This window comes from Sorangium sp. So ce887 (assembly GCF_051521455.1).
In the GTDB taxonomy this organism is placed as follows: Bacteria; Myxococcota_A; Polyangia; order Polyangiales; family Polyangiaceae; genus Sorangium.
The window spans coordinates 4,082,135-4,098,970 of the sequence record NZ_CP150354.1 but is presented as its reverse complement, the minus strand read 5'-3'; the positions used below and the strand labels follow the sequence as shown (position 1 = coordinate 4,098,970).

Below are 16,836 nucleotides of genomic sequence, written 5' to 3'. Positions count from 1 at the left end.
GCTCCATCACTTCCTGGGTCGGGTCGTGGCCCGATCGAGCGCCGAGCCTTCCTTCGAGCCACCGGGCGCTGCCTTCTTGTCCTCACCCTCTTCCTTGGTCGCCGCCGGCTTGTCGGTGACGGTCAGCGCATCTCGGAACGGGGTCCCGTCGAGGTTCAGCGGCGCCGGACGATCGCTCAAGCCGGAGTTGACCCGCGACGGAGAGCCGCGGAATTCGTCGATGAGGTGGTACTCGGCGCCGTAATTCTTCGAGAGCCACACCTCGCAGGTGCGCGAGTAATCGTCGAAGTACTGGTACTTCACCGACAGGTCGAGGCAGGTCTTGAACGCGCCCTTCGCCATCTGCTTCTGCGGCTCGCTCGCCTCGTCCAGGCGCGAGTAGTACTCGCCGCGGATCTCGTCGTACGAGACGTCGGTGCCCGGCACTATGCCGTGCCCCTTCCACTCCTTCGGAATGGGAGCGGCCCGGAACTCGGCGACGAACTTGCCCCACATCTGACCGACGCGCGCACCGGCGGCGATGACCCACCTCGGCGGGGGCGTCGGCTCCAGCTTGAGGATCTTCTGGTACTCCGCGTCGGCCGCCTCGATCGCCGGGCGCTTCTTCTTCACCCAGTCGGCGACCTTGGTGTTGATGTGCTTGAGGACGTCCTCGCGGTTCCCGGCGCCCTTGTACTCGGGGAACTTGATCTTATCGACGTCCTTCCGCTTCTGCTCCGCGAAGTGGAAGTAGGCCTCGCCCACCGCGGTCAGCACCTTGCCGAGCCGGCGCAGCTGCTCCGGCTCCTCGCCGCCGATCGCGTCGAGCTTCTTCAGCGCGGCCGCGGGGTCCTTCCAGTAGCCGCGGACCTTGTTGTACTCGCCGTTCGCCGGGGTCACGCTCTTCGTCTGTAGCAGGACGCGCGCGTACATCGCGTGCGCCTGCACCTGGACGTCGAACGTCGCGTTGCGGTCGATCTGCGGCATCGCCGTCGACAGCCGCCTGCGCGCCTGGTCCCAGTCCTCGCGGTCGATGTAGTGCGCGCCGATCGCGAACGCGATCTGCGCGGTCTGCGCCGGCTTCGCTCTGCCGTAGTTCTTGTTGAAGAGGTCGGCGTCCTTGATCGCCTGGTCTTCCTGGCCGAGGCCGAGCCGCAACACGACCGCGTCCTGGAGCGCCTCCGCGGCCTTCTCCCCCTTCGGGTTCTCGCGGGCGTAGCGCTCGTACCAGTTCGCCGCCTCGTCATAGACCGCGATCGCCTGGTAGTTGCCGCCGATCTCGTAGATCGACGTCTTCGCCAGCTCGGTGTTGTGGAGGTTGTACCTCGGATCGAGCAGGATCTTGCGCGCCGAGATCGACTTGGCGATGAGGCGAGCGGCCTGGAACGCCTTCGCAGCGTTGTAGAGGACCTCCTCGCTCTTGTCGCACGCAGGCTGCTTCGCCTCGCACGCGGCCTCGCCGTACTTCTTCCACATGTCCATGTAGGCGACGGCGGCCTTCTCGTAGTTCTTGAGGGCCTCGACGCCGCCGGCCGCGTCCGCCGCCTCGACGAGCTTCTGGGCACGCAGGCGCTCGATGTCGCGCTGGATGCGGATCAGGATGCCGCACTGCTCGGCGTTCTCCTTCTCTTTGCCGCCCTTGCAGTAGAGGTCGATGAACTTGGGCACGTCCGCGGCCATGTCGTCGTAACAAGACGGACGCGGCGGGTCCATGTTCGCGCCGAGGACGTTGAGCGACTCGAGGTAGAGCTGGGACGCGTAGATGCCGACTTCCTTGTCGGCGTGGTTCAGCGCCACGTCGCGGAACGCGAGCGCGGCCTCCTCCCAGTGCTGCGCCTCGAAGTACGTGCGTCCGCGCGCGTACTTCACCTCGACGTACTGCTCCTGCGCCTCCTTGTCGTTCGCGGCGGGCTTGATGTAGCAGACGTAGCGGTTAAAGGCGGTGATCATGCCCTTCTGGCTGTCGGTGAAGTCCTTCGGCTGGAACTTCGCCTTGTCCGCCTTCTTGTCCTTCTCGCCCTTCTTGCCCGTGCTCGGATCGGGGAGGTTGCCGGCCCCCTTCAAGTGGGAGCCGTCCTTGTGGGTCTCGGTGTAGATGTTCTGGTAACAGAGCACCGAGGCGTACGCGGCCTCCGGTGCCTGCGGGCCGTTCGGATCCTCCGCCACGACCGAGTCGAAGGCGGGGCCGCACTTGGCCCAATCCTTCTGGAAGTACAGAAGGTCGGCCATCGCGTACTTGATCTTGAAGATGTTCGGCCAGTCCTCCTTCAGGATGCGGGGGAACTCGAACTTGGCGAACTGCTCCTGCTTGAAGTTGCTGACGACCTTGTCGTAGAGCTGCGCCGCCAGCTGCATCGTCTTCTTGTCGCTGGTGCCGCGCACGCCGCCCGAGCCAACCGCCTCGAGGTGCCACGCCATCGCCGTCTCGGTCATCAGGCCGGCGGTGATGTTGGAGCACTTCAGCTTGGCGTCCGCAGGGTGCCCGTCGCCCTGGAACTTGTTGTGAACGTCGAGCTGGCGCCCGAGCACGTCCACGATCTGGTCCTTGTTGCCAGACTTCATGGCGAGCGTCGCCTCGGCGATGTGCCCCTGGTAGACGCAGTACTTCGGGCCCCGATCGCGGGTCATCAGGTCGGTGTAGAGCTCGATGCCCTCCTTGTAATGACCGGTGTCGAGGTAGTTCTGCCCGAGGTCGTCCATCATCTTGAACGTCTTCTCGGAGCTGCCGCTCGAGTCGCCGCTGAGCGGCCGGAGGAAGTCATGGGACTTCCGCGGGTCGCCCGCCAGCGCGTAGACGGGGATGATGTCGCGCCGGGCCGAGATCGCGAGCTGCGCCGCGTTCGGCATCTGCTGGAACTGCTGCCCGTACTCGATCGTCTTCTTGAACTCGCTGATGGCGCGGGCGAAGTCGCCCTTGTTCCAGTAGACGTACCCGAGCTTGTAGTGGGCGTAGCCCCAGACCTTGTTCTCGGGCGCCGGGTACTGGGTGACCTTGACGTACGACTGCTCGGCCAGGTCCCACTTGGACGGGTCGCCCTGTGCCTCGTTGAAGAAGAGCTCGCCGAACGCGAGGTACGCGTTCGGGATGTACTTCGAGTTGGGCCAGTTCTTGATGAGCTCGAAGTAGACCTTGCGCGCGTCCTCGAGCTGCTGCGCCTGCTCGTACTCGTAGGCGAGGTAGTAGAGGACCTCGTCCGTGCAGCCCGTGCTCTTCGCGGGGTCGGACGCGTTGGTGCTCTGGCAGTACTTCGGGTACTGCGTCTTGAGCTGCGTGTAGTACTTGATCGCGCTCTTCCGCGCGGCGGCGAGGATCTTGTCGGCCTTGCTGACCTCGGCCCGGATCGCGGCGACCGCCTTCGGGTTCTTCCGCTTGGCCTCGTCCGCCTTGATCTGTCCCTCGGTCTTGTCGCGGAACGCCGCCGACTCCAGCTCGACGTAGCCCTCGGCGAGCCGCCGCATCAGCTTCGGTCGATCCGGCGCGTTCTTCGGCGTCGAGCGGTACAGGCCCTCGAGGCCCTGGATCTCGGTGATCAGCAGGCTCCTCACCTTGGGGGCGAGGCGATTCCGCCGCTCGTCGCGCTGCGCCGAGGCCTGCGAAGAGGTCGGGTTGGCCGGCTTCGTCAGGTCGTCGCGCTTCTTCAGTTGAATGCCCGTGGGGGCCGATTTGAAGCTGACCTGCGGCTTCTTGCCCGCCGACACCTGGAGCTTGCCGCCCGGACAGGCGGCGATCGCATCCTTCGCCGGCTGCGTGATGCATGCGTCGGCCGCCGACGCGGGGCTCGTCGTGACGGCGCACGCCGCCACGGCCAGCGTGCCCGCCGCTGCGCGGAGCGCATGCAGTACATCGAACTTCGACTGCTTCATCTCCATCTCCGTCCCTCCGCCACGGACCCCCGTGAGGAAGCGCTGTCTGCCCCGCGGTCTCGTGCCGCGAGGCGAACCCTTAAGAAATCTCTCACTTGCTGCACTTCGAGGTCACGACCTGCCGGTAGAAGCCCAGCTCGTCGCGCCAGTACTCGCCGTCGAACGGCCACAGCACGTGCTCATCGTCGGGCTTGACGACGCCGTACGTGAGCGCGTCCTCCTTCGACAGCTGGCCGCTGACGACCTGCTGGTCGAGCTTGTTCCTCTCGGCCGCGGTGATGTCGATGAGGATCTTCGACGAGTCGCGGAGGTGCTCGTTGAGCTCGTCGAGGTTGCGCTGGTAGCGCTCCCGGCCGAGCGTGCCGGCGTTCCGGACCGCGAGGCTCCTCGCGAAGTCGAGGGCGTCGGTCACCTCGCTGCCCACCGGAGAGGTGCGGAAGTTGGCGGGCGCCTTCTTGAACCGCTCCGCCTCCTCGTCGAGCACGCGCACGTACTCCATGTTGCGGCGCAGCTGGCGGTCCGAGAGCGCGTTCTCGACGATCGGACGGACCGTCGGCGACAGGTTCGCCTTGCCGGCGCTCACGTCCTTCAGGAACTGGAAGAAGCGCTCCTCGTTCCCCTCCCCCTGGAACCGGTTCAGGATCGCCTCGAGCTCCTTCTTGATCGGCTCGTACTTCTTCTTCATCTTGGCGACGATCGTGATCGCGTCGCCGTACTGGCAGATCGTGAACGAGACGACCGCCTTCAGGATCTCGGCCTCGGGATAGAACGAGTTTGGGAAGTAGGGCGCCTCGATCGTATGGATGTTGCCGAGCGCCTGCGGGTACAGCCCGGCCATGAAGTACGCCCAGGACCCCTCGAAGAGGCTGTCCAGCCAGTACTCGCTCGCGACGTCGACGCGGTTCCAGTACTTGACGGCGGCCGAGAGCTTCGCAGCGTCGATCGTCGGGACGTTGTTGTCGTCCAGGCGGACAGAGGCCGAGTAGTAGGTCCGCGCCATCGAGAGGAACGCGAGGTCGCGCATGCGCGCCTCGTCCTCGAGGCCCTCGACGCCCTCGTCGATCGCCTGGACGATGCGCTGGAACGACTTGACCGCCGGCACCGACTTGCGCAGCTGCACGTACGAGATGCCGCTGAAGAACTGGGCCTGGACGTAGTACTTGCTGTTGGGGTCGACCTTGGCGAAGAGGGCGATGGCCTCCTCGTAGTTCCGGTTCCGGTACTTGTAGCGGCCGAGCAGGTAGTTGAGCTGCCAGTAGAGGTCGCGCTGCTGGGGGTTGTTGAAGCGCGCGATCTGCTCGGTCTTGTACTTGCCGACGCGCTCGATGATGTCCGCCGGCTCGGGGAGCTGCGTCGCGAGCTTGGACAGCCAGAGCAGCGTCTCGTTGAACTTGATGTGGCTCGGCTTGTCGGCGACCTGCGAGAAGATCGCATAGCTCGCCTGGTAGAACTGCAGCCGGTACAGCGCGATCGCGAGGTGGTACTGCGCGATCTGCCGGTTGCCCGCGTCGTCGCCGGTGTCGCCGTCGACGACGCGCTTCAGCTGCCGCGCGGCATCGCTCCACCGTTCGCCGTCGAACAGCCGCTTCGCCTGCGCCGCCTCCTCCGTCATCTGGCCCGCGGTCACGGGGCCCGCATCGTCGTCGAGGTTGATCTCTTTGTTGGGCTTCGTGCCGCCCTTGGCGTCCGCCTTTTCAGCCGCGACGGGCTTACCCTTGCCGGCCTGCGCATGCCCCACGGCGGGGGATAGCAAGAGGGCAGAAGCTACAAGGCAGATACTCGCCACCCGGTTCCGCATCGTCGTTCCTCGCTTTCGGCGACGTAAAATCGTGGCCCCTTCGCCCCGTTCGCGGCTCCACACACCGGAAGCGCGCGCCGTAGACCCCCGAGGCAGCTCGGTCGAGAACCAAAAAGTTCAATGAGAATCAACGGATACTTGCGTGTGGCGGGGGATGGTAGGATTGCGGCACGCGGCTTGTCAAGCGATGCCGGCTGTGGGCCTGCTCTACATTCCCGGCCTCAGACACCGGGCGCCGCGTCGACCTTGGGGTTGCGCACTGCGTAGGAGTTGAGGGTGGAATGTTCGAACGGAAGCGCGATCGCTTCCTTAAGTATGCGCGGCCGCTCCCTTCACCCGAGCGCCGCGGCGGCGCCGCGCGGCGAAGGCGTGGCCGCCGGCTGCCAAGGGACGGGCGGGCGCGGGGTCGAACGCTGTGCGCCGGGCACGGCCCCCGACCTCGTCGGGGCGCGCCCCATCCGGCTGTTGACGCTCAAGGCGCGCTTCGTCTAGGGTCCAACCGCTGACGTTGTGCCTTTGAGCACCTCGACTTGAGCGTTTTCTTGCCTCCCGTCCGCGCGCCTCAGCCGAGGCGATGGCGCGCACCGCCGCCGAAGGAGCACGTTCTGATGACCCGTTCCATTCTGTCCGGCCTGCTCGGCCTGCTCAGCGTCGTCGCTATGGCGAGCCTGCCCTCCGCGTGTGAAAGCGGCGGCGTGGGCGACCCGTGCCTGCCCGAAGACGAGTACGATCCGCAGTTCGCGGGCTTCAAGGTGACGGAAGAGAACATCGAATCGCGGTCCTTCCAATGCCAGACGCGGATCTGCCTGGTGAACCACTTCCAGGGGCGCGTGAGCTGCCCGCTCGGCCAGGAGGCGCCAGAGCCCTGCGATCCGAACAACGCGGCGTCCTGCGGCGGGAAGCGCGAGGCGTGCGCCCTGTCCGGGGCGGTCGAGCCGCCGAACTGCGCTGGGAATCAAGACTGCCGGTGCCAGAGCAACGACGACTGCTACGGCGAGGGCTGGAGCTGCGACACGGCCGACGGCATGTGCAAAGCGTACGTGTGCCGCGCCCAGAACGCCGACGGCAGCTTCAAGGGGTGCCAGGACCCGACCAAATCCGCGGCGGAGAACCAGGGGAAGGCCTGCTGCGTGCCGGGGACCGAGGATCCCGTCGCGTCGCCCGTCTGCGGCCAGTGCGCCGGCAACTCGCAACGGAACGCGGAGCAGGCGGTGTACTGCTCCTGCCGGTGCGGCGTGGCCGACGGAGAGCCGGACGACCCGAACTTCAACTTCTGCGAGTGCCCGCAGGGCTTCACCTGCTCCGAGATCCGCCCGAACGTCGGGCTCGGCGACGCGAACATCACCGGCAAGTACTGCATCAAGCAGGGCTCGCAGTTCGAGGGCGAGCAGGCCTGCGGCGACGTGCCCGGTCGCGTCAACTCGGACCAGTGCGAAGGCTTCTAGGCATCGGGTGACGGGCCGCGGCGCCTCGCGCAGCCCTCGACGTGCGCCGGTCGATCAGGCCGGCGGCTCCCTCCCCTCCAGCGACGATTCAGGCTCACACGACGGCCTGCGGCCCGGGCGCACGACGCGCCCGGAACGCGCAGCGCACGCCGGAGCGCCGACGGCCCATGCGACGGGCGATGCCGGCAGCGGTGGAGACGCGCGCACCGGGGGCTCCGCGCGGCGCGGCGCCCGTGGCGAGGCGTCGCCGAGGCGCGCAGCGCTCACGCCCGCTGCCGCTCCGCCGATGGACGCGCGGAGAGCGCTCGGGGTGCGCGCGGAAGACGCCGTGGTCGCCTACCTCGCGGCGCAGGGAATGGAGATCGTCGCGCGCAACGCGCGGGTCGGCCGCCTGGAGATCGACGTGATCGCGCGGGACGGCCCGGTCATCGCGATCATCGAGGTGCGGACGCGCGGCGCCGGCTCGTACGTTCGCGCCCTCGACAGCATCGACGCGGGCAAGCGCGCCCGCGTGCGACGCGCCGGAGAGCAGCTCTGGCGCGCCCGCTTCTCGCGCGTGCGCGGCGTGGAGCGGATGCGCTTCGACGCCGCGTCGGTGACGTTCCTCCCGAACGGAGAGGCAGCGATCGAGCACATCAAAGCTGCCTTCTAGCGCCGAGCGCGGCGACGCCGCGGTCGGGGAGAGGACGACGCGGCCACGCGAACGCCTGGCCAGCTCAGGTTCGTAAATTCGGGTTGATTCTGAGTTGGTTTCGAGCTGCTGCAGGGGCTGCTCGCGGGGGTGCGCAGCCGCGGGAGCGGCGCGCGGTCGCGGTCACGCCTCGATCTGCTCCTGCATCTCGGCGCGGAGGCGCTTCAGCTGCGCGAGGCCGTCGGGGTCGATCTCGGTGGAGACCTTCTGCGCGCGCGCGTCGGCCTCGATCTTCGCGAGGATGGCGTCCATCTTCTCGATCTTGGCCTGCTGACGTGTCCGCAGATCCTCGACCATCTTCTCGAACGCCTCGAAGAAGTGCTGGAGCTCGTCGCCCTTCCGCAGCCGCTCGCGAACGATGAGCTTGCCCTCGCCGACCTGACGGAGCAGCCGCTTCATCTTGAAGATCGGCCCGGCGATCTTGTGCGTGAAGACGATGCCGGCGACGCCGACGCCGAGGACGAGCAACGACAGCAGCGCGACGATGAGGCGGAGCAGCATCTGCTGATTGTCCGCGACGTCGGCGGCCTGCCGCTGGAGCGCCTCGGCGTGCTGCTGCAGCGTCGCCGCGTCGCGCTCGAGCCGCGCCTGCTCGTCCTTGAGCTTGATCTCGTCGCGCTGCGCCGCCTCGCCGAACGTCTTCGCGAGCTCGGGGTCGTCCTTGTACTCCTTCGCGATGTTCATCGCGACGACCTCGCTGACGCGACGGCTCTGGACGAGCACCTCCTGGCCGCGCTTGACGGTCTCCTGACCCTGACGGACCGTCTCCTGTCCCTGCTGCACGGCGCCGCGGCTCTGCTCGATGATCTTCGAGCTGGCGTTCCAGAGGAGCATCCCGAGCGCCACGGAGAGCGCGAGGCTGATCCCCACGAGGAACCCCGTGTATTTCAGCTGGAATTTCTGATCGAGCAGGTAGTTCCGCGCGCTCCGCTGGTAGCGCGCTCTGACCTCCGGCGCGGAGGTCTGCGGGGCCGTGCTGGAAGCGTCGCTCATGGGATCCTCGAAGCTGGCTGGAGATGACAAGGGTCGTGAGGCACGGGGAAAGCCAATATCGAGCAGCGATGGTGCGTCACAGCGAGGCGACGATCTTGTGGAAGGTCTCGACCGCGTTCTCGACGCACATCTTCATCAGGATGTCCTCGCTCTGGACGTCTTTCTTCGGGGTGCCGCTCTGCGTGAGCTTGGGCGCGAACTCGCCCTGGAGCGCCTTGGACGGATAGGTCCACATGCTGACGCGGACCACCTGCGTGAGGTTGCCGCCCTGGTACATGGCGGGCTCGACCGTGGCGAGGAGGTAGAAGCCCTTCATCTTCTTGCCGTTCAGAATCTTCTTGCCCTGGGCGAGCGTCTCGCCCTTGGGGGCGACCGCGTAGCCGGCCTTCCCGAGGATCTTCGACTGAATCGCGGCGCGCACGAGCGGCTCGATCTCGGACTCGGGGCGGCCGCTCTTGTTCGTGATCTCGATGGCCACGTAGTACTTCGTGTCGGCGCCCGGCGGAGGCGGCGCCCCCGGACCGCCCCCGCCGCCCGAGGACAGCGTCGCGATCGACTTCTGCATCTGCGACTTGACGGCCGCGCTCTGCTCCCGGCCCTCGGCCCGCTGCAGGCACGCGAGCCCCGCGGGCTTGCCGAGCCTGCCGAGCGCCGCGGCCGCCGCGACCCTGACGGACGTGTTGGCGTCCGTGAGGGCGTCGCAGAGCGGCTTCGTGGCGGCGTCGTCCGCCGACGCGCCGAGCGCGAGCGCCGCCTGCGTCCGGACACGGTAGTCGTCGTTGCTCTTGAGCTGCTCGGCGAGGTAGCTCGTGCGCTGATCCGCGTAGCTCCTCGTGGGCATCAGCGAGAGTACAAGCGTCAAAACCAGCAACACGAGCGCAGGAAAGGGCCGACGCATTCCACGTCCGACGATACACGAGCGCATCGCGGCCGTGGCGATCGGATCGGCGGGCCTGCACTCGAAATTTGGTGCGCACACGCTCGCACTTTTGCCTTGCATTCGCTCGCTCCTCGTTGCCACCGGACTGGACGGTTTGACGCGGCCTGCTCGCGGGGCTTCAAGACGTGAAACATGTTGGGCTCCAGGGCGAACACGACATCATCATCCACTTATCTACCCGTCTACGCGACGCTTACCCGACGCTTCCCCGACGCTCGGCCGACGTGTCACGTGCACGTCCGCTCACGTCCGCTCACGTCCGCGCTCGCCCTCGCCACCTCGTCTCGCCCGCACGCGCCCGGGCGGGCTCGAGCACAGCGCTGCCGCGGCTCGGCTTCCCCTTGCGCGGGCGCTGCCCGCGTGACGAATAATGCGCGACCATGACGAGGAGCTCGCCGGAGGCGTTCGGGAGATGCGTGGCTTGAGACGATGCCTGCAGGGGGCGCTCCTCGCGGCCACCGCGCTCGTCGCGGCGCTCCCGGCGCACGCGCAGGCGCAAGGTGCGCCGCTCCGCATCCATGTCCGGGGGAGCGCGCAGATCGACGCGGTCGCGTGGACCGAGCCCGACGGGTTTGTCGTGCGCGGCAGCGTCATCGACGACGCGCGGAGCCCGGTCGCGGAGGCGCCGCTCGCCATCGACGCCGTCACGGGCGGCGGAGCGCCCGTGGACCTGCCGACGGCGGAGGGGTGCGCGGCCGACGGCGCGGCGCGCGGCCGCGAGCACCGCGCCTCGCACGGGGGGTACGCGATCTCGACCGACGAGCGAGGCGGGTTCTGCCTCCGCGGGCGCGCGCCGCTCGCGAACGCGACGCTGCGCGTCCGCTTCCCGGGAGGGAAGCTCTACGAGCCGGCGGAGGTGAAGATCCCGATCGAGACGCACGCGGCCCCGCTCGCGCCGGTGATCCTCCGGTTCGATCCGCCGGTGGACGCGATCGATCTGGATCGCCCGACCGTCAACGTCACCGTGGCGCTCCGGATCGATCGCAGCGGCGCGCGAGGCGCCGCGAGCGGCGCGACGTTCGAGCGCGAGCGGCTCCCCGTCGTGCTCGAGGACGAGCGCGGCACGAGGCTCGCGGAGGCGCCGACCGGCGGCGACGGGCGCGCGCGCTTCGAGCTCGCGACCGAGGGCCTCGGTGGCGCCGGGCAGGGCGTGCTGCGCGCGCGCTTCGACGGGACCGCCGCGCTCGCGAGGGCGAGCGTCGGCCAGGGCGTCGTCCGGTACGCTCAGGTCACGCTCGCGCTCTCCCACCCGGTCGAGCCGGCGCGCGCGGAGGACGGCGTGCCGATCGACGTCGAGGTGCGCTCGTCCGGCGGCCCGGTCGAGGGCGGCGTCGTCGAGGCGCTGCGCGCGGGCGAGCCCGTGGGCACCGCGGCGGTGATCTCCGGCGAGGCGCGGGTGATCGCCGCGTTCACCGCCGAGCGCGAGGGGACCGTGCCGCTGTCGCTCCGCTACGTGCCCGCCGCTCCGTGGTGGATCCCCGGCGCAGAGCTCGCGATCGACGTGCCCGTCGCGGGCCCCGGGGTGTGGCGGCAGCTCGCGCTCGGCGCCGCCGTCCTCGCGATCGCGGGCTGGGTGCTCGGCGGCTGGCGGCGGGCTCCGAAGCGCGCGGAGGCGCGCGCGGGCGACGAGAAGCCCGCCGCGCCGCCCGGCCGCGCGGGCGTCCGGATCGTGGGGCCGATCGACGACGCCACCGGCTGGCGCGGCGCCGTCGCCGACGCGCACGACGGCACGCCCATCGCGCAGGCCGAGCTCACGATCGTCGTGCCCGCGTTCGACGACAGCGGCGTCGTCGCGCGCGCCGTGACCGACGACGCCGGCGAGTTCTCGATCGAGGCGCCGTACCGGAGCGACGCGAAGCTCGTGGTGCGCGCGCCGACGCACAGCAGCTACGAGCAGGCGCTCCCGCCGCCGAGCAAGCTGGGCATCGCGCTGGTGACGCGTCGCCGCGCCGTCCTCGATCGCCTCGTCCGCTGGGCGCGGCGGCAGGGCGCGCCGTTCGAGGGGCCGCCGGAGCCGACGCCCGGGCACGTGCGCCGCGTGGCGAGCAGGGTCCAGCAGCACGAGGTCGAGGCGTGGGCGACCCGGATCGAGCACGCCGCCTTCGGGCCCGATGCCGTCGACGAGCGGATCGAGCAGGACCTCGGCGCGTCGGAGCCGAAGCCCGGCATCTCGCAGCTCGCTCCGTGAGCCGAGCGCTCGGGGCGCGCGGCGGCGACCCTGCCGCCGCGCCGACCTGCCGTTTCGCTGGCCGGATCGGGCGACCGCGCGAGCGCACGTTGACGTATGGGGTACGTCCCATATAGTCGGCTCCCTCGCCGGAGAACGCCAACGTGGAAATCGCCCTAATTATCGTCGGCCTCGTCGTGGTGGCGGCGATCGTCTACTTCGTCACGAAGAAGGCGGCGCCGCCCGAGATCGAAGCGCCCCCCCAACCGAAGAAGCTCCCGGAGAAGGCGAAGCAGCCCACCGCCAAGCCCTCCGACAAGCCGCGTGTCCAGAAGAAGCCTCCGGCGGAAGAAGAGCCCCCGGCGAAGGCGAAGGAGCCCGCGCCGCGGGACGAGCCGCCCGCGGCGACGCCCTTCCCTGTCGAGGTGCCCGCCGTGCCGCCGCCCGCGGACGAGGCCGCGCTGGCCGCGTCCGCGGTCGCGGAGGCGCCCCTTGTCGAGGCGCCGGCCAAGCCGGCCCTCGCCAGGCCGGCACGGGAGACGACGCCCCCGGGCGCGCGCAAGCGCGACATCGAGGGGCTCCGCAAGGGCCTCACGAAGGTTCGGGAGAGCGAGGGGTTCTTCGGCCGGCTCAAGGCGCTGTTCGCCGGCAAGAAGGAGATCGATCCCAACGTCGTCGAGCAGATCGAAGAGGTGCTGCTCACCTCGGACGTCGGCGTGAAGACGTCAGAGCTCCTCCTCGACGAGATCCGCTCGGCGCTCAGCCGGAACGAGCTCGCCGATACCGACAAGGTCTGGGACGCGCTGCGCGAGCACGCGAAGCGGATCCTGCGCGTCGGCGCCGGCGGCGGGCTCTCGCTGAAGACGCAGCCCACCGTGGTGATGGTGGTCGGCGTGAACGGCGTGGGCAAGACGACCACGATCGGCAAGCTCGCGACGCAGCTCAAGGCCGAGGGCCGGACGGTGGTGCTCGCCGCGGGCGACACGTTCCGCGCGGCGGCAGTGCAGCAGCTCAACGTCTGGGGCAAGCGCGTCGGCTGCGAGGTCGTGCGCGGCAAGGACGGGGCGAACCCGGGCGCGGTGATCTTCGACGCGATCCAGAAGGCGAAGGACACGGGCGCCGACGTGGTGCTCGCCGACACCGCGGGCAGGCTGCACACGAAGACGAACCTCATGGAGGAGCTGGCCCGGGTCGCGCGCACGATGAACAAGGCGCTCGAGGGGGCGCCTCACGAGACGCTGCTGGTGCTCGACGCCACGAACGGACAGAACGCCATGCAGCAGGCCGCGCTCTTCAAGGAGGCGCTGCCCATCACCGGCATCGTGCTGACGAAGCTCGACGGCACCGCGAAGGGCGGCGTCATCCTCGGCATCTGCGCCGAGCACGGACTGCCCGTCCGCTACGTCGGCATCGGCGAGCGCGCGGAGGACCTCCGCGAGTTCGAGCCCGACGAGTTCGTCGAGGCGATGCTCGGCCGCGCGAGCGGCGCCGAAGACGCGGCCGCCTGACGAGCGCGGCGCCTCTCAGGCGCTGTGCCTCGCGCGCGGCCAGGCCAGACCAGGCCAGACCAGGCGCCACGGCGAGCGATCTGTACCTCGCCTCCCAATCACTCCCCTCGACATCGGTCAAAGAAATGGGCGATGGTCCGATCTCTCGGGCCGCCTCGCCCGCACAAGTTGAGCCGTCAGGAACCGCCACCGTGAACCCCCAGAGCAAGCACACCGGCAGATCCGGGTACGCGGTGATTGTGCGGCGAATTTGCGGATCGGCGCGAGTCCACCCGGGCGCGCGCCGTCTGGGGGCTCGGCGGTCGCCAAGGCAAAAGGATTTGGTTGTTGATCCTTTTATTTTCGCCGTGATATAGTCCGTCGGGCTTGGCGGTTGACCGAATTAATTAATGAATTCGCGTAGTTAGGAAGCTGTACTACCTGGGCGATCGATCGCTCACATCGCACGGACTTCGGAAGGGATGGCGATGAACCAGGCTCGCGTGGGGCTTCTCGTTGCGGCTGCGTTGGTCGCGGTGCCGCTTACGGCGTCGGCTCAGCCAAATGAGCAACCCAAGGAAATTAACCTCGACGAGCCAGAGACTCCTGCCGAGGGCACGGAGCCGGCGGAGGGGCCCGCGGTCCCGGCCGAAGGCGATGAGGAGGCGGGGCTTGGGGACATCTGTAAGATCGATCCGACCGCGTGTCCCACGATCGACTTGGACAAGGAAGCGGCGAAGGAGCTCAGGCCAGAGACCTACGCAGTGCAGCAGATTTATGCGCTGCGCTATCACCGCTTCGAGGTGAACCCGTACTTCGGGCTGACGATGAACGACCAGTTCGTCGGTCACAACGGTCCGGGGCTCGCGGTCAACTGGTACCTCACCAACGTCCTCGCGATCGGGGTCAACGGTAACTGGTACGCCGGCCTCAACACGCCGTCGGACTTCAACTTCCAGACGAGCAGGGCGGCGCGCATCGGTGAGCCGATCACCGAGTACCAGTGGAACGCGAACGCGAACTTCACGTACGTCCCCGCGTACGGCAAGTTCGCCGGGTTCAGCGACTTCATCTTCCACTACGACTTCTTCGTACTGGGCGGTGTCGGCGCGATCTCGACGCGGCCCATGGCCGTCGTCGATCCGGACAACCGCACCTTCGACTGGAAGCCGAAGCTCGCCTTCCACGTCGGCGGGGGCATCCGCATCTTCTTCAACCGCTGGTTCGCGGCCATGGCCGAGGTCAGCGACTACATCTTCTTCGACGAGCTCGAGAACCCCAGCGTCGATAGGGACAGACTCCAGGACAAGAGCACGTGGCTGGCCGATGAGAAGAGCTTCACCAACAACGTGCAGGCCCAGGTTGGGTTCTCGGTGTTCCTGCCGTTCTCCTGGGAATACCGGCTGCCGAAGTAAGGCCTTTGGACGTGGGGACGCGCAGACGCCGAGCGCGAGACATGGGATGATTCAGCCAAAGACGGGGACAGGCATGATGCGTCGATTCGTCCAAAGCCTTTGCACCGTGGTGGCAGGGCTTACCGGCTGTGCACTTCTGATGACGGCTGCGCCCGCGGAGGCGCAGGAGATTCAGCTGACGGGCCCTCTGGCCGGTGCACCCGCCGTGCGGAAGCTCCGGCTCCATCGTGAGGGACGGTTTGAGGTGGCTCCAGGCGCGTCGTTCACGCTGCTGGACGAGTACCGGCGAACGATCATGCCGGGGCTGCGCCTCACCTACCACCTCACCGACTGGATCGGCATTGGAGCCTGGGGCGGGTACGGGTTCCAGTACAACGCCGGGCTGACGGACGAGCTCCAGCGCGTCGCGATCGACAGCCGCGGCTGCGCCGACCGGCCGTTCACGAAGGCGTGCCAGCTGACCAGGGTCAACCTGACACGAGGCCAGCTCACGGAGGACCAGCTGGCCCAGATCCAGTGGGTCGCGGCGCCGCAGGTCACGGTCGTACCCTTCCGCGGCAAGCTGGCGCTGTTCGCCGAGCTCTTCGTGGATACCGACGTGAACTTCTTCGCCGGGGTCGCGGCGATCGGGGTGAAGGAGCGCAGGCAGTGCACAACGAACTGCGCGAACACCTTCGGGCTCGAGAGCCGCATGGCCTTCGCGCCGACGTTCGGCCTCGGCTTGAACTTCTATCCGTCGGACTTCATCGGCTTCGGCGCGGAGTGGCGCGCCCTGCCGTTCGAGTGGAATACTTCGGGCTTCGACAACCACGGGGCCGGCACGGATGAGGCGTTCCCGGACAACAAGGTGGACGACAAGGACCGCGAATTCCACTTCACCAGCATGGTCACCGTGAGCCTGAGCGTTCAATTCCCCACCGCCATCAAGACGACGGAGTAGACGGCTTCGCCGGCTCGGGTGACCGAGCCGGCTCGTCCGGGGCAGCTCGGACGGGAAGCCTCCAGTGCCGGGAGCAGCAGGCTCGGCCCTCGGCAGTGGAGCCCGGCGGCGATCGCCGGGCAGCTCGGACCGCGGCGGCGGGACAGCCACCAGAGGTCAGCGTTGGGTATTTTCGATTTTCTCCGCAAAAGCAATCCGCCGGCCGGCGGCGCCCCCTCCGGCAACAAGAAGGTGGCCGGTCCGGCCAAGGTCGTCGCGGACAAGCGCGCTCAGGCCTACGACCGCCTCGACGCCATCCAGACGCTCGCCGCGATGAAGAGCGCCGACGCAGCGGCGGCGCTCCTCAGGCGCTTCACGTTCTCGATCGACCCCTCGATCACGGACCAGGAAGAGAAGGATCTGGCGTTCCGGGGCATCGTCGACGCCGGCAAGGACGCGGTGCCGGCCGTGGCCGAGTTCTGCCTCAAGGCCGAGACCCTCACCTGGCCGCTCAAGATCCTACGGGCGCTGCTCGATGACGCAGACTACCGCACCGAGCTCGTCCGGCTGCTCGATCGATGCGACACGGAGTATGCGCGCAACGTCGAGCCGAAGCAGCAGATCATCGTCGCGCTGGGCGAGATCAAGGACGACAACGTGCGGGTCGCGGTGGAGCGGTTCCTCGACGACGTCAACGAGACGGTCCGGTTCCACGCCGTGCAGACCATCTTTTCCCAGGGCGACGAGGCGAGCGTGCCTGCGCTGGTGAAGATGCTCGCGGCCGAGGAGTCGGTCCGGGTGAAGAACAAGGTGGCCGAGGGGCTGCTGACCCACGGCTGGACAGTGCCGGCAGAGCTGCGGAGCAGCGCGAACCAGGCGCTCCAGGACTCGAACGGCTTCAGCGTGGGCTCGGACGGCAAGCTCCGGAAGGGCGCTGGATACAGCTGACCGGGCGTGCTTTTGCGACAAAGCTGTTCGTCCTGCGATCGGGTTGACAGCGTTGCCGCGCGTGGACGAAACTCCGCGCCATGCTTGTTCAGCCCTCGGCGGCAGCTGAGAGCGCGGGCCGCGTAGACCGGCCCGCACCAGCGGAAAGCGAGCGCAGATTTCGTGACTGAGCACCGCTCGTCGATGGCGG

General features: G+C 68.3%; 12 protein-coding genes. 8 read left to right on the top strand and 4 right to left on the bottom strand.

The features are described 5' to 3' along the window. Window positions 1-6: 6 nt before the first annotated feature. Together WMF36_RS15290 and WMF36_RS15285 are read right to left on the bottom strand one after the other, a co-directional pair. Window positions 7-3,843: a hypothetical protein gene (locus WMF36_RS15290; RefSeq protein WP_437580344.1), complete on the bottom strand. Its 3,837-nt coding sequence runs from the start codon at window positions 3,841-3,843 to the stop codon at window positions 7-9. Between the two features lie 91 nt (window positions 3,844-3,934). Next, entirely contained in the window at window positions 3,935-5,581 is a 1,647-nt protein-coding gene (locus tag WMF36_RS15285) for a tetratricopeptide repeat protein (protein WP_437580343.1), read from the bottom strand. Between the two features lie 375 nt (window positions 5,582-5,956). On the opposite strand from WMF36_RS15285, the gene WMF36_RS15280 reads away from it, so the two are divergent. From WMF36_RS15280 to WMF36_RS15270, 3 genes are all read left to right on the top strand, one after another. After that, window positions 5,957-6,133, top strand: a complete 177-nt coding sequence (locus tag WMF36_RS15280) for a hypothetical protein (RefSeq protein ID WP_437580342.1) — start codon at window positions 5,957-5,959, stop codon at window positions 6,131-6,133. A 116-nt stretch (window positions 6,134-6,249) separates the two neighbouring features. Continuing rightward, the gene (locus WMF36_RS15275) at window positions 6,250-7,086 is read left to right on the top strand and encodes a hypothetical protein (protein ID WP_437580341.1); all 837 of its coding nucleotides are present in this window, start codon (window positions 6,250-6,252) and stop codon (window positions 7,084-7,086) included. A gap of 286 nt (window positions 7,087-7,372) precedes the next feature. Then, window positions 7,373-7,738 carry a YraN family protein gene (locus WMF36_RS15270; protein ID WP_437580340.1) on the top strand — a complete coding sequence of 122 codons (366 nt, stop codon included), beginning with the start codon at window positions 7,373-7,375 and terminating at the stop codon, window positions 7,736-7,738. Window positions 7,739-7,900: 162 nt separating this feature from the next. On the opposite strand, the gene WMF36_RS15265 is transcribed toward WMF36_RS15270, so the two are convergent. Together WMF36_RS15265 and WMF36_RS15260 are read right to left on the bottom strand one after the other, a co-directional pair. Further along, entirely contained in the window at window positions 7,901-8,770 is an 870-nt protein-coding gene (locus WMF36_RS15265; RefSeq protein WP_437580339.1) for a HAMP domain-containing protein, read from the bottom strand. 76 nt (window positions 8,771-8,846) lie between these two features. Then, window positions 8,847-9,611 (bottom strand): HEAT repeat domain-containing protein, encoded by a 765-nt coding sequence (locus WMF36_RS15260; RefSeq protein WP_437580338.1) that lies wholly within the window; start codon window positions 9,609-9,611, stop codon window positions 8,847-8,849. Window positions 9,612-10,122: 511 nt separating this feature from the next. Here WMF36_RS15260 and WMF36_RS15255 point away from each other — a divergent pair. The 5 genes from WMF36_RS15255 to WMF36_RS15235 all read left to right on the top strand — a co-directional run bounded on the left by WMF36_RS15255 (window position 10,123) and on the right by WMF36_RS15235 (window position 16,646). Continuing rightward, window positions 10,123-11,898, top strand: coding sequence for a carboxypeptidase-like regulatory domain-containing protein (locus tag WMF36_RS15255; RefSeq protein WP_437580337.1), 1,776 nt, complete (start codon window positions 10,123-10,125; stop codon window positions 11,896-11,898). Between the two features lie 143 nt (window positions 11,899-12,041). Then, window positions 12,042-13,385 carry a signal recognition particle-docking protein FtsY gene (ftsY, locus tag WMF36_RS15250; protein WP_437580336.1) on the top strand — a complete coding sequence of 448 codons (1,344 nt, stop codon included), beginning with the start codon at window positions 12,042-12,044 and terminating at the stop codon, window positions 13,383-13,385. Between the two features lie 698 nt (window positions 13,386-14,083). Next, window positions 14,084-14,779 carry an outer membrane beta-barrel domain-containing protein gene (locus tag WMF36_RS15245; protein ID WP_437580335.1) on the top strand — a complete coding sequence of 232 codons (696 nt, stop codon included), beginning with the start codon at window positions 14,084-14,086 and terminating at the stop codon, window positions 14,777-14,779. 244 nt (window positions 14,780-15,023) lie between these two features. Beyond that, entirely contained in the window at window positions 15,024-15,719 is a 696-nt protein-coding gene (locus tag WMF36_RS15240) for a hypothetical protein (protein WP_437580334.1), read from the top strand. A 162-nt stretch (window positions 15,720-15,881) separates the two neighbouring features. Next, the gene (locus WMF36_RS15235) at window positions 15,882-16,646 is read left to right on the top strand and encodes a HEAT repeat domain-containing protein (RefSeq protein ID WP_437580333.1); all 765 of its coding nucleotides are present in this window, start codon (window positions 15,882-15,884) and stop codon (window positions 16,644-16,646) included. Window positions 16,647-16,836 lie beyond the last annotated feature (190 nt).

Coding starts and splice junctions, on each gene's coding strand:
- WMF36_RS15265 (WP_437580339.1), bottom strand. CDS start 8,770: ATGAGCGACGCTTCCAGCACGGCCCCGCAGACCTCCGCGCCGGAGGTC.
- WMF36_RS15255 (WP_437580337.1), top strand. CDS start 10,123: ATGCGTGGCTTGAGACGATGCCTGCAGGGGGCGCTCCTCGCGGCCACC.
- WMF36_RS15280 (WP_437580342.1), top strand. CDS start 5,957: ATGCGCGGCCGCTCCCTTCACCCGAGCGCCGCGGCGGCGCCGCGCGGC.
- WMF36_RS15270 (WP_437580340.1), top strand. CDS start 7,373: ATGGACGCGCGGAGAGCGCTCGGGGTGCGCGCGGAAGACGCCGTGGTC.
- WMF36_RS15260 (WP_437580338.1), bottom strand. CDS start 9,611: ATGCCCACGAGGAGCTACGCGGATCAGCGCACGAGCTACCTCGCCGAG.
- WMF36_RS15290 (WP_437580344.1), bottom strand. CDS start 3,843: ATGAAGCAGTCGAAGTTCGATGTACTGCATGCGCTCCGCGCAGCGGCG.
- WMF36_RS15275 (WP_437580341.1), top strand. CDS start 6,250: ATGACCCGTTCCATTCTGTCCGGCCTGCTCGGCCTGCTCAGCGTCGTC.